This is a genomic window from Brevibacillus sp. FSL K6-6036, from assembly GCF_037964015.1.
Taxonomy (GTDB): domain Bacteria; phylum Bacillota; class Bacilli; order Brevibacillales; family Brevibacillaceae; genus Brevibacillus; species Brevibacillus borstelensis.
The window spans coordinates 2,224,758-2,237,319 of the sequence record NZ_CP150173.1 but is presented as its reverse complement, the minus strand read 5'-3'; the positions used below and the strand labels follow the sequence as shown (position 1 = coordinate 2,237,319).

The 12,562-nt window shown below is 51.9% G+C and carries 15 protein-coding genes; 2 read left to right on the top strand and 13 right to left on the bottom strand.

The features are described from left to right. Window positions 1-11: 11 nt before the first annotated feature. From NST37_RS11190 to NST37_RS11180, 3 genes are all read right to left on the bottom strand, one after another. Window positions 12-1,640, bottom strand: coding sequence for a cytochrome c biogenesis protein ResB (locus tag NST37_RS11190; protein WP_339186668.1), 1,629 nt, complete (start codon window positions 1,638-1,640; stop codon window positions 12-14). Window positions 1,641-1,648: 8 nt separating this feature from the next. Continuing rightward, complete coding sequence (resA, locus tag NST37_RS11185; RefSeq protein ID WP_003387156.1) at window positions 1,649-2,176, bottom strand: thiol-disulfide oxidoreductase ResA; 528 nt, start codon at window positions 2,174-2,176, stop codon at window positions 1,649-1,651. Window positions 2,177-2,337: 161 nt separating this feature from the next. Beyond that, window positions 2,338-3,087 carry a pseudouridine synthase gene (locus NST37_RS11180; RefSeq protein ID WP_003387157.1) on the bottom strand — a complete coding sequence of 250 codons (750 nt, stop codon included), beginning with the start codon at window positions 3,085-3,087 and terminating at the stop codon, window positions 2,338-2,340. Window positions 3,088-3,256: 169 nt separating this feature from the next. Here NST37_RS11180 and NST37_RS11175 point away from each other — a divergent pair, with 169 nt between their 5' ends. Next, window positions 3,257-4,624 (top strand): MATE family efflux transporter, encoded by a 1,368-nt coding sequence (locus NST37_RS11175; RefSeq protein WP_031931833.1) that lies wholly within the window; start codon window positions 3,257-3,259, stop codon window positions 4,622-4,624. Window positions 4,625-4,764: 140 nt separating this feature from the next. After that, on the top strand, window positions 4,765-5,214 hold the full coding sequence (locus NST37_RS11170) for a MarR family transcriptional regulator (protein ID WP_003387160.1): 450 nt from the start codon (window positions 4,765-4,767) through the stop codon (window positions 5,212-5,214). A 122-nt stretch (window positions 5,215-5,336) separates the two neighbouring features. On the opposite strand, the gene NST37_RS11165 is transcribed toward NST37_RS11170, so the two are convergent. The 10 genes from NST37_RS11165 to NST37_RS11120 all read right to left on the bottom strand — a co-directional run bounded on the left by NST37_RS11165 (window position 5,337) and on the right by NST37_RS11120 (window position 12,513). After that, the gene (locus NST37_RS11165; protein ID WP_031931831.1) at window positions 5,337-5,870 is read right to left on the bottom strand and encodes a spore maturation protein; all 534 of its coding nucleotides are present in this window, start codon (window positions 5,868-5,870) and stop codon (window positions 5,337-5,339) included. A 12-nt stretch (window positions 5,871-5,882) separates the two neighbouring features. Then, window positions 5,883-6,473 carry a nucleoside recognition domain-containing protein gene (locus tag NST37_RS11160; protein ID WP_003387162.1) on the bottom strand — a complete coding sequence of 197 codons (591 nt, stop codon included), beginning with the start codon at window positions 6,471-6,473 and terminating at the stop codon, window positions 5,883-5,885. Further along, a complete protein-coding gene (locus tag NST37_RS11155) occupies window positions 6,466-7,632 on the bottom strand; it encodes a D-alanyl-D-alanine carboxypeptidase family protein (protein WP_339186667.1) in 1,167 nt (388 codons plus the stop codon). The genes NST37_RS11160 and NST37_RS11155 overlap by 8 nt, the downstream gene beginning before the upstream one ends. Window positions 7,633-7,719: 87 nt before the next feature. Then, the gene (gene scpB, locus NST37_RS11150) at window positions 7,720-8,304 is read right to left on the bottom strand and encodes an SMC-Scp complex subunit ScpB (protein ID WP_003387165.1); all 585 of its coding nucleotides are present in this window, start codon (window positions 8,302-8,304) and stop codon (window positions 7,720-7,722) included. A 3-nt stretch (window positions 8,305-8,307) separates the two neighbouring features. After that, window positions 8,308-9,063, bottom strand: a complete 756-nt coding sequence (locus NST37_RS11145) for a segregation/condensation protein A (RefSeq protein WP_003387167.1) — start codon at window positions 9,061-9,063, stop codon at window positions 8,308-8,310. A 21-nt stretch (window positions 9,064-9,084) separates the two neighbouring features. Next, complete coding sequence (locus tag NST37_RS11140) at window positions 9,085-9,759, bottom strand: site-2 protease family protein (RefSeq protein ID WP_003387168.1); 675 nt, start codon at window positions 9,757-9,759, stop codon at window positions 9,085-9,087. Window positions 9,760-9,846: 87 nt separating this feature from the next. Further along, window positions 9,847-10,176 (bottom strand): AzlD domain-containing protein, encoded by a 330-nt coding sequence (locus NST37_RS11135; RefSeq protein ID WP_003387169.1) that lies wholly within the window; start codon window positions 10,174-10,176, stop codon window positions 9,847-9,849. Then, complete coding sequence (locus NST37_RS11130; protein WP_003387170.1) at window positions 10,173-10,901, bottom strand: AzlC family ABC transporter permease; 729 nt, start codon at window positions 10,899-10,901, stop codon at window positions 10,173-10,175. The genes NST37_RS11135 and NST37_RS11130 overlap by 4 nt, the downstream gene beginning before the upstream one ends. After that, the gene (locus NST37_RS11125) at window positions 10,901-11,632 is read right to left on the bottom strand and encodes an alanyl-tRNA editing protein (protein WP_003387171.1); all 732 of its coding nucleotides are present in this window, start codon (window positions 11,630-11,632) and stop codon (window positions 10,901-10,903) included. Before NST37_RS11125 ends, NST37_RS11130 begins: the two co-directional genes overlap by 1 nt. A gap of 65 nt (window positions 11,633-11,697) precedes the next feature. Next, on the bottom strand, window positions 11,698-12,513 hold the full coding sequence (locus NST37_RS11120) for a helix-turn-helix domain-containing protein (protein ID WP_122958411.1): 816 nt from the start codon (window positions 12,511-12,513) through the stop codon (window positions 11,698-11,700). Window positions 12,514-12,562: the final 49 nt, after the last annotated feature.

Here is a 12,562-nt window from a genome sequence, read left to right as displayed (position 1 = left end):
CTCAAAGCTGTTTACGCTTTTGATTTATCTTCGATCGCAATCGGCAGTTTGGCTTGCTCGATCATCGCCCCCGCCTCCTGTTTCAAACCGTACCAGTTCTTGTTGGTATGTCCGGCCAACATGACTCTGGTGCCATGGAACTGGAGCCAGATGCGTCGGTGCTGCCAAAAGAATCCCATCGCCACGCCGATCATGAAGATAAAGGAGCCGAAATAGATGAGCGGAACAGCCTTGTCCTTGCGAACCATCAAACCGCTGATGTCGATCAGATCCGGCATTTTTATTTCAAGTGTATAGCGGGAGTCGTCTTTTTCCGTAATAATCGATCCGCTCAGATAGACCAGCTTTTCTGAAGCGTTGTCCGCCTCCGAGACAACTTCGAGCGCAAACATCGGGTTTTTCGGCAAATTCGTCTGGGTCGCCGGCTTCCCGTCTTTTCCCATCACAAAGTCAGGGAAGTAATCCAGGACGCGAACCTTGACACCATCTGCGACCTGTTGCTCAGCCGGGACATTGTAGAGATCCAGCTTGATCGGTCCGATCTCCTTGTTGCCGGCCTTTTTGTCGACCAGAACAAAATTCAAGGCTCCCAGCTGCATTTCCTGAACGCCAGTTTGATAAAGGGCCAGTCCTTCGTGTTCCATCGGGTGGTTGACGATGATCGGACCGCTTTTGATCTCGACCAGATCCGGGTTGGCCCCTGGCAGATCAGCATTTTTGTTGAGGTAGAGGATGGCGTCTGTCTGGTAACTCTTTACGACGGCTCCGCCTTTGAGATCCAGCTTCTGAGCCATTTCCTCCTCTTTCCAGTACTCTGTGTGATACTGAACATTTTTGACGTAGTACGGCGTGTCCGGGATCGCTATGGTCTGCCCTTCGCGTACCCAGACGAATTCGTCCAGATAGAAGCCCGGGACATTCCGAAGCAGCACACCAAGCAAGAAGATGATCAGACCGATGTGGTTGATGTACGGGCCCCATCGGCTGAAACGGCCTTTTTCCGCCATCATCGCTTGATCGTTTTGGAATATCCGGTATCCCTTTTTCCGCAATGCTGCCGAAGCGGCTTCCACCAATGCGGCGGAGTCTGTTTCTGCAGGCAATTCGGCTTCGCCGTAAAATTTCTGTCCTTTCAAAAAGGACTTGTGCTGATTGACGCGCGGTTTGCTCAGCGCCTTGTACAAAGGGATAACCCGGTCCAGACTGCAGATCACAAGCGACGTACCCAGCGCTACCAAGAGCGTGACGTACCACCAGGATGAGTACATATTGTGGAAGCCCAGGGTATAGTAGATCGTTCCCAGCTTTCCGTATGTTTCGGTGTAAAACCTCGCGACGTCCGGCTCTGTCGGAACCGGAACAGGAATATATTGCTGTTGGGGGAAAACGGTTCCAATTGCCGAAGCGACTAAAATAATAACGATAATGCCGATAGCAACCTTTACCGAGGAGAAGTAGTTCCAGATACGGTCGATGATGGTCCGGGAGTACGTCTGTGAACGGCGAGCCATCCCTTCATAGCGCATGTCCGGGAACGATGCTTCTCCTTTGATCTCCAATTCCAGCGGCCTGCCGCACGACTCGCAGAGCATGGTTCCGACCGGATTGGCATGACCGCATTCGCATTTTATCTGATCCATATTGCTCCTCACTTAGGCAAGATTTTTGCCACTTTTTGTGTAATCATGTCCTCGTTGAGCGGTCCCAAAAAGATTTCCTGCACCTTTCCATCCGGGTCGATGAAAAATGTGCTGGGAATTGGAACGATTCGATAGAGCTTGGTAATCTCCGATTGCTTATCCATCAGGATCGGGAACGTAATCCCGAATTGCTTCGTAAACGGCTCAACAGTAACAGGAGATTCTCCGATATTCACCCCGAGGACGACCAAGCCTTTGTCCTTGTAAGCCTCATACTGCTTCTGAAGGTCTGGCATCTCTTTTTTGCATGGTTCGCACCAGGTACCCCAGAAGTTGAGGATGACGCCTTTTCCTCTGAAATCCGACAACGTGACAGCCGGGCCGTTCAACTGCTCCAGGCTGAAGTTGGGGGCTTCCTTCCCTACTTTGACTGCATTGGGGTCCTTGACGAAACTGGTATAAACGGCGAAGACGAGCGCCGCCAGCAAAACACCCAGGATCGCCACCCTGATGTATGTACGATTCTTTTTGTCCATTCTGCCCTAGCTCCCATCCTGCATCTTTTGGGTAACCAGATAAACGGTTCGGCGGTATGCAGCTCTCGTTTGTTACCCATATTTCCCTTCTATTATAGCCTTGCTTTTTTTTCTGACAGCCTACAACATATGAACAGATTTTGAACGTCGCAAAAAACGGCTTAACGATGCCGTTTCCTTCTTTTTGGACCCGCCGAAAGTCCGCTCTTTATTTTCTCTACCTCAGCAGAAGTAAGCGGGCGATACTGCCCCGGCTGCAAGCCCTCCAATGTCAAAAAACCCAACTGGATGCGCTCCAGACTCAATACCGGATGGCCTATCGCTTCGCACATCCGGCGCACCTGCCGATTTCGTCCTTCGTGGATGGTGAGCTCCAGCAGTGAACGGTCACGAGCCGAAGTTGTTTTCAGCAGCTTGGCCTGTGCCGGCGCGGTCATTCCGTCCTCCAGCCTGATCCCGCTCTCGAGCTGGCTCACTTTCTCTCTGGCAGGAACCCCTTTGACCCATGCCCTGTACACTTTGTCCATCTCGTAGGAGGGATGGGTGAGCATATGAGCCATTTCTCCGTCGTTCGTCAAGAGCAGCAGACCTGACGTATCGTAATCGAGACGCCCGACTGGATAGACGCGCTCTTTGATTCCTTTTAGCAAATCGACCACGACCCGTCTTCCCTGCGGATCCGAGACGCTGGTGATGTAGCCGGTGGGCTTGTACAGCAAGACGTATATCTTCCTTTCGAGATGCACCAGCTTTCCATCGACCTTGATCTTGTCGTTATCCGGATCAACCCGTGTCCCCAGTTCCTTCACGATCTGACCGTTGACTTGAACCCTGCCTTGGACGATCAGCTCCTCGCAATGTCGACGAGAGGCAACTCCTGCATTTGCCAGCACCTTCTGTAAACGTTCCATGTCGAATCACCTCTACAACATCATACCCATTCTTACCAGTGTGGACAAGAACAACGGAAAATCTCCCTGCTGGTTTGCAAGTTTCTTCAAGTGGGTTGACAACGAGACATAAATATATTAGAGTTTAGTTAAGTTAACTTAACCATTTAGAAACAGGAGCTTGTTTATCATGACAGATACTAGCGTAAAATTGCGAGAAACACCTATCAGAAAGCTTTTCATTTCGTATTTGATTCCCTCTGTCCTCGGCATGCTGCTGATGTCGATCAATATCGTCGTCGATGGCATCTTTGTCGGGCACGGTGTGGGACCTAACGGTTTGGCCGGGGTCAATATCGCGGTCCCCGCTTTCTCTATCTTTCTCTCCATCTCACTCTGGATCGGGATGGGCGGGGCTACCATGTACTCGATCGCTCTGGGACAAAATGAAATCAAGCAAGCGAGAACGATCTTTTCTCACGCCATAGCACTTGCTGTTTTCCTCGTAGCTTCCATTACCGCCCTTTGTCTATGGAAGCTCGATGAGATTGCCTATCTGTTCGGAGCAAACGAAGTCATCCTTCCCTACGTTCGGGATTATTTGACTGTGCTCCTGGCCTTTGGCTTTGTCTACGTACTGGAAAATATCTTGAGTGTCTTTGTCCGCAATGACGGAAACCCGACTCTTTCGATGGCTTCATTGATCGTCACAGCGATCCTGAACATTTTGTTCAACTATGTGTTCATTTTCATTTGGGGCATGGGTGTGAAAGGGGCGGCGGCTGCTACGGTCCTGTCTGCGGCAGTCGGCTTTCTCGTCTTGCTGACCCATTTTCTCAGAAGGAGCAGCACTCTGCGCGTCGTTGCCTTCCGCTTGCAGCCGAAAATCTTCAAAGACATCCTGAGCATCGGATTTCCCAGCTTTGTCGCTGAAGCGTCGACAGCAATCGTGACCATCGGGTTCAACATCGCTTTCATGAAAGCGATGGGTGAAACTGGTGTCGCTTCCTACGCGATCGTGAACTACATCCACGCCGTCATGGTTCTGTTGTTCCTGGGCATTGGCGCAGCGCTGCAGCCGATCGCCAGCTTCCATTTTGGAGCAGGTCTTTTCGGAAGGCTGAAAAAAAGCCTGAGGCTCGGTGTGCAGACCGCCTTGGTTGCCGGAGTTGTCGCCGTCTGCTGCGGATTTGTATTTGCCGGCCCGCTCGTCAATTTGTTCGACGTCCAGTCTGAAGAGCTCTTTACTCTTACGGTAAAAGGGATAGGCATGTTCTTTCTGGCGTACCTGTTTCTCGGATACAACCTGGTTTACGCCGAATATTTCCAGTCTATTGGACAAATAAAAAAATCGCTAGTGATCATTGCCAGCCAGGGATTGCTTCTCGTCCCTCCGTTTCTATGGCTGTTCCCGAAATGGTTTGGAGTAGACGGGATCTGGTTTGTCTACCCTGCCGTTCAGGCAGTTACCGCTCTCGCAGTTGTTTTCATAAACCGATTGCAACAGCCGGTGCCGACCAGTCCTACTGTCGCTGCAGGCTGGGGCAGCAAGCAATGACCGCCACGTCGCATTGTCTTCGTTGCTGATGATGTTTCAATGGAAAGCCTGTACGAACCATGACCTTATCGTTACAATAATAAGGATGGTTATGTTCTTCACTTATGCCGTTCATTCTACTTTTCTCAGGAGTGTTGCGGATGTTCGAGCAATATCAGCAGGTAACAACCGAATTGCACAAGGCGATTGACGAGTTTAACGCCTTGATTTTAAACGATACCAAAGAGCTGGATCAGTATAAGCTGACTGCGCAGCAGGAGATTATCATGCTGCAAATCATTCAAAGGGACGAGATCACCTCCAATGAGCTGGCCAACAGCTTCAACATCTCCAAAAGCGCAGTCAGCCAGGTCATCTCGAAGCTGGAAAGCCGCCAGCTGATATACCGCCAGCCCAATCCCGCGAACAAGCGCGAGTTTTTTCTCAAGCTGACCGCAGAGGGTGAGCAGTATAAAAAGGTACTTGAGTCGATCGATATGCGACTCATCAATAGCTACTATTCAAAGGTCGATCTCGACGAGCTTCAGCAGGTCGTACGGACGATGAAGAAGCTTGTCGATATAGCAAAAACGGTCAATCAGCGCAGTTAACCGCATGTCACCTCGCTTGATCATCCAGGACGAAAAAAGCCAAACGCTCTGCAGCCTTCAGAGTGTTTGGCTTTTCTTTTAATCAGACAAAACACGGATACATCAGCGTGCAGCGAAGCATTTTATCCAAACACGTAGGATACGATCACCAAAGAAAAAATGACCCCGGCCAGGTCGGACCATAGACCCACGCGCAGAGCATAAGCGGAATTGCGAATGCCCACCGCTCCGAAATAGACAGTCAGCACATACAGGGTCGTATCTGTACTTCCTTGCATAGTCGCTGCCAATCTTCCCAAAAATGAGTCCGGGCCGTACTGTGCAATCATATCCGTCGCTACGGCAAGCGATCCTGTCCCGGTAATCGGACGAAGCAAGGCGAGCGGGACGATTTCCTCCGGGACATGCAGCAGCTCCAGCAGCGGCGACATCAGGGAGAGCAGACATTCCAGCGCACCCGACTCGCGAAACATCGTGACAGCTACCATCATCGCAACCAAGTGGGGCAATATCCGGACTGTGGTGGTCAGGCCTCCCTTTGCCCCGTCTACAAACGTCTCATATACAGGAACGCTCCTGCTCCAGCCATAAACCAAAATAAAGGCGATCATGACCGGGATAGCCCAAAGAGAGATCATGGAAATCCATTGGTACATGGCTGCGCCCCCTTATCTTGTTTTGCGTTCGTGACGGTAGCGGTACAGGCGGTCGAGTGTGAGCGCGACAACAGTAGCGCCAAAGGATGCAAGCAAGGTCGTGCCGACAATTTCTACAGGATTGGCTGAGCCGTATTGCATGCGAATGGCAATCATCGTCGTCGGTATCAGCGTAATACTGGCGGTATTGATCGCAAGCAGCGTACACATGGCGGGAGTGGCCTTCTGCTTGTCAGGGTTCAGCTTCTGAAGCTCTTCCATCGCCTTCAGTCCCATGGGAGTAGCGGCATTTCCCAGCCCGAGCAGGTTTGCGCTCATATTGGACAGAATGTATCCCATCGCCGGATGGCCTTTCGGCACGTCGGGAAACAGGCGGCTGATAATGGGCGAAAGCAGCCTGGCCAGCCCTTCCAAAAGGCCGCTCTTCTCCGCTATCCGCATCATCCCCATCCAGAACGCCAGGACACTCAACAGGCCAAAGCAGACGGTCACCCCCGTCTTGGCACCCTCGAAAGCCGCCTGGTTCACCGCTTCGATCCGGCCGTTGAGCGCACCAACGACGATACTGATCACGATCAAGGCAAGCCAGATGTAGTTAAGCACTCCACATTCCCCCTGCGATGATCTTCCATACCCTCTCCCAGAAGGTTGGATGATGGCCGCTTTTCGCCATGGTCGGCGAGTCGCCCAGAACCGCGAGCGGAACCTGCCCGATCTGCCGGTCGCCGATAAATATTTGCAAAAAGCCGGCATGACTCCCCGCGAGCGCTTGGCTGACCTGCTTCTCGGTCAAGACAACCTTTTTCTTGATCTGTGCGGTTTCCTCTTTTCGCAGCGGATAAATCCATTCGTTGAGCGCCGACAGCCTGATCCCCTGGCCCCTGTCGGACAACGCTGTCTCCACGATTTCCCCTTTTTCTACCACGGTGACATTGGAAAACTGCTGAAAGCCCCAATCCATCAACGCCATTGAATCATTCCAGTCATCCGGTGCATTGAGCGTAATCGTTGCCAACTGCCTTCCGTCTCTGGTCGCCGAGGATGCGAGACATCTTTTCGCCAGCTTGGTATAGCCTGTCTTCACGCCGTCTGCGCCCTGGTACAGATGGAGCAATTTGTTCTTGTTTTGCAGCCGGCGGTCGTACTCCTCGCCTTCCCAGGAGATGTTTTTTACTTTCGTGGAAACGATCTGCCGAAAGACGGGATTTTTCAGCGCATAGGCGGACAGCTTTGCCATGTCTTCCGCTGTAGAGTAGTGCATGTTGCTGTCATCAAGTCCATGCGGATTGGTGAAATTGGTGTGACTCATCCCGATCATGGCCGCTTTCTCGTTCATCAGGTAGACAAAACCGGGCACCGAACCGCCAATGTGATGCGCTACAGTAACCGCTGCGTCATTTCCGGAGCGAAGCATCAGTCCGTACAGCAGTTCCTCCAGCGTCAGCTTCTCGCCATTTTTCAAATAAATCGAGGAGCCCTCCACGCCGACAGCTTCCTTCGGCACGCTCACGATATCCTCCAACCGGCCGTTTTCAATCGCAACAATGGCTGTCATCGTCTTCGTCAAGCTGGCAATCCTCATTTTTTTCGAACCGTTTTTGGAATACAGAATCCGACCGCTGGCTACATCGATCAGGGCTGCCGCTTCCGCTGAGATTCCGGGTGCTTTGGATGCGGCTTTCACACTTGCGATATTCGGTGTCCCTAGCAGGAAAAAAAGAAAAACGACGAGCGCGCCGGACAGATATTTCCGTACGTTCATAACGTCCTCCCCATTTTGCGATACCAGTGTTTGTACCAGTATATGGGGACGAGTTATTCAATAGTACCGAATCTGTCCTGGACGAAGCTAGTCGTTTACGGGTTCTTCCGGGCTGCCAAAGAGTGCTGCAGCCTCCATTCTCGCTTCTTCAATATTTAAACTGACCGGCGGTTCCGGCAAATCGCTCAGTTCGCGCAGCCCGAAATGCTCGAGAAATTCTTTCGTCGTGGCATACAAGATGGGACGACCTACGCCTTCGGCTCTGCCAGCCTCCCGGATCAACTGCTTGGAGAGCAGCGTATTCAGCGCCTTTTCGCATTTTACCCCGCGAATTTCCTCGATTTCCGAACGCGTAATCGGCTGTCTGTAGGCCACGATTGCCAGCGTCTCCAAGGCTGCCTGGGAAAGGGTCGACTGACTGGGGGAAGTAGCGAGTCGTTCAAAGTAGGGAACATGCTCAGGCAGTGTCGTCAATTGATACGCTCTGGCTACCTCGACAATTTGGATCCCTCGCCCGGCTCGGCGAAAATCCGCCTTCATATCCTCGATCAGATCGACAATCGTCTCTTCGGGCACTTCGACGATTTCGCTAATTTGCTTGGCGTCGATTCCCTCATCGCCCGAAATGAACAGCAGCCCCTCAATGACGCCTTTCAGCTTGTCGTAATCCATCAGCTAAAGGCCCCCTTCTTTCGATTGTTCACAGATCATGATGTCATGAAACAGCTTGGTTTGTACGCATGTAATGTGCTTGGACTTCATCAGCTCCAGCAAGGCGAGAAATGTCGTGACGATTTCCGTGCGCGTGGCATTCGCTGAAAACAACTGAAAGAAACGAACCATCCCTCCGCCAACCTTCAACAATTGGCGGATTTCCTGCATCCTGTCCTTGATCGAAATTTCATCACGGGATACTTTGGCCACCGGGTCTGTCTGGGTTACCCTTTTTACCAGCTTCTCCAAGGCGTGAAGCAGATCGTACAGCGTTACGTCCTTCACCGTATTTTCCTCTTCGCGCACATAGGGGGCCAAATTTTCCGCCGGACGGGTGAACACCTGGTTGCGGCCTACTTCCATCTCACGCAAATTCTCCGCCAGCATTTTATATCGCTTGTACTCAAGCAGTCGCTGAACGAGCTCTTCGCGGGGATCGATCTCTTCCATTTCCATATCCAGATGAGGCTGGAAGACATGCTCTTCCTTGCGCGGCAATAGCATCTTGCTCTTGATCGACAACAGCGTCGCTGCCATTACCACGAACTCGCTGGCCACGTCCAGCTGAAGCTCTTGCATCGTGTCGATCGTCGCCAAGTACTGCTCGGTGATCTCCGCGATGGGAATGTCGTAAATATCCACTTCCGCCTTGTCGATCAGATGCAAGAGGAGGTCAAGCGGCCCTTCAAAGGAATCAAGTTTGATGCTGTAAGACACGACTTCTCCCTCGTTTCTTGACTAGAACAGCGCTAAAATTGAAAAAGCAATTTCTTCCACGCTCTTCAGGGCTAATTCCAGCGGCACTCCCAGGATCAGCCCCCTGATCGCAGGCAAGAAAATTAACAACAGCAACAGCCACGGGCCGTAAATCTCCCATTTGTAAAAGAAGCTGTCCCACCGGCGCGGCGATAAAAACCGGACGATCTTCGACCCGTCCAGCGGGTGGATCGGCAGCAGGTTAAATACAAACAGCGCGCAGTTGATGACCACACAGTTGACGAGCGTCAATCTGATGGCGAGGCTCATTTTGTCGCTCATGTCCAGCAGTACGCCGGATTGCATCACCACGACGAAAATGACCATGAAAAAGACGGCCAAAATAAAGTTCACGAGCGGTCCCGCCGCTGCAACATAGACGATCCCCAGCCGTTTGTTGCCGCGAAAGTTAATCGGATTGAACGGTACGGGCTTGGCCCAGCCAAAAGGACCGAACAAGATCAAAATCAATCCGAAGGGATCGATGTGCGGAACAGGGTTTAGCGTAAGACGCCCCATTTGTTTCGCGGTGTCGTCTCCCAGTTTCCAGGCGACAAAGGCGTGTGCCCATTCATGCAACGTAAAGGCGATGACAAATGCAATCAGGCGAAAGGGCACCGTCTCCCAATCAAAGTGAAACAAATTCCCAAAGTCCATTCCGTTCTCCTCCGTAAAAAGGCTATCTTCTAGCATACCAGCAGAGCGCCGGGCTTACAAGCCTGTCTGTTCGCGGAGGAGAAGGAATCAAGCCGAGACTGGCGCCAGGAATTTGACGAGAAGCACGAGAAAAAGACTGATCCCGAAGCCGAGGAACACATTTTTCCAGCGGATCATGACAAGTACACAAATGACGCTTGCTCCCGCATACAACGGATTAAAGGTCCACTCCCCTCCCTTGACAAACAGGGAGGGAAAAATCAAAGCAGCGAATATGCCCAGCGGAATCATGTCCAGGCCGTTTTTAAGCCGCGCAGTGAAAAAAGACTCCGGCAAGGTAAGAAACGCCCTGCGCGTAAAATAAGTCACGATGCCCATCGCCAGGATTAGCAAAAACATACGCAAATCGCCGTTCATCCCGCTTTTCGCTCCTCTCCTTGCGCTCCCTTGCCTCCGTCTGCGGGCTTTCGGATAAATCCGACTGCAAATGCGAGCAGTCCGGCTCCCAGGACATGCAGGCCGCTGGTTGAGGCCATGCTCAAAAGACAGGCCACAGCACCGCAGCCGAGGAAAATCGCTACGCGGATTGGCGAAGACAGCATGCCGACTGACAGCGCAAGAAACATGGCGGTGAAGCTGTACTCAAGCCCAAACCTTTGCGGGTCCGGCAGCAAGTACCCGAACAAGCTGCCCAGCCATGTACCCAGCGCCCAGAACAAATGCAGAAAAAGGCTTACGGATAAAATGTAGGACTTGTCGAAGCCGTACTGCTGAATCCGGTTGTAGGTGATCGCATACTGTTCGTCTGACAGGAAAAACGCGATGAGATCGGCAAATCTTTTGTTTTGCCTGGAATAGTAGGGAGCCAGAGACATCGCCATAAGAAAATGCCTCGAATTCATGAAAAAGGTGACCATGACCATCGTCCAAAAGCCAGCCCCTTCCACCAGCATGGGCAGAACCGCAAATTGCGACGAGCCCGCATGTACAAAAAAGGACATCCATACGCTTTCTGCTGTGCTCATGCCAGTCTGCAGAGCCAGCATGCCGAATATCCCGCCAAAGACCAGAAAGCTCATGCCGACGGGGACGGAATCCCGGATTCCTTGCTTCCACGAGGCCATCTGTTGTTGCTCGTTCATCAGCTTTCCACCGCGGCCGGCAGCACGGCCCTTACTTCCATCCGCTTGTTGTTTTTCCCTTTGCTTTTTATATCGGTGATCACCAATGACCCGATTTCACTCGTTCGCTTTACATGCGTGCCCCCGCAAGCCTGCTCATCGATTGAGCCGATCGCCACAAGCCGCACCTCACGGACGGCTGGAGGCAGCAGGCTGATCATCGTTTTGATCATGCCGGAAGTCGCCTCGGCCTCCTCCCTGCTGACAGTCCGGTACGTGATCAGATGATCTTCGGCAATGATGCGGTTCGCTTCTCTGACAATCTCCTCCACCTCTTCTGAGGACAAGTCCTGCAATTGGTTGAAATCAATGCGCGCACGCTCGGGATATATTTGGTTTCCGGTGCAAAGAGCGCCGTATTTTTCATAAACGACCGCTCCGAGCACATGCAGCAGACTGTGATGCCGCATCAACCCGTACCGGCGCTGCCAGTCGATCTTTACTACTGCCTCTCCTTCGTTCAGCGTCTCGGCACCCTTTACGTAATGAACGATTTGGCCAGCTTCCTTTTTGACCTGATAGACTTCATATGCGTGCCCATTTTGCATCAATACACCTGTATCGCATTCCTGGCCCCCGCCAGTCGGATAAAAGATGGTCTGATCCAAAATGACTTTTTCGCCGTCTACCCGTTTTATCAAAACGGTGCATTCCTGATTGTAGCTGTCCTCCAAAAACAATGTCTGGGTCATTTCTGTTTCCTCCTGTTTATGAAGTTAGTATACTAACGACTAATATAGTGCCGGTAAAAAACGGTTCACTCTTCCATGAACCGCTTGCCGGTCACTACCTCGGACAAAATCCGATTGCTGCGCCAAAGCTTTTCCAGTTTTTCAGAGCCAAATTCTCTCGTCAGCTCTTCGATCATGATGTCATGCCTGATGTACTCGACTGCAACCTGAACGAGTGCAGGATCGGTCGTTTTGACAGCCCATGCCACGCCCTTTTCCGAAAAGTGGGCAATGACCACTTCTTCTCCGTCCCGAGCCGCGATCGTCAGTCTTCCGCCCATCCGCTCCTCAACCACTTCTGGCGGCATATAATTGTGGTGGAAGGTACTCCCCAAGCGTTTATCCTCGCTGCCGAACAGGATCGAGTAAACCGAAACGCCCCGCTTCAGCAGTGTCTGCACGCAAGGAAGCAAAGCCTCGTACTGCTGCTCCCAGACCGACAGCCAGCATTCCTGCTTGCTTCGCTCCATAACGGCCAGCATCTCGTTTAACACTGCCTGCTTGCCTCGAATATGCCAGATCACGTCCATTTCCGTCGTATTTCCTACAGAATCCAAGGCCTGCTCCAGGTAATCGAGCGTCTCTTCCATGCCTTTTCGCAGACGGCCAATCAACTCCTTGGCAGGGACTGGAGCGTATTTGACCGGATCGGAAGGAACGGTGTGAACGGCCTCTCTGTCCAGCAGCTTGCCGAGCACCTCATAAATCATCGAACGGGGCACTCCGGTGCGCTTGCTAAGCTCGTATCCGGTAACCGGCGACCCTTGCAGCAAGCCGACATAAGCTTTGCACTCGTACAAGGAAAAGTTCAGTTTTTGCAGTTCTCTGTAGATTTCTTCCATGATTGCTCCGTTAGTAGTTTGACTTATAACTACTATTTATCACAAACCG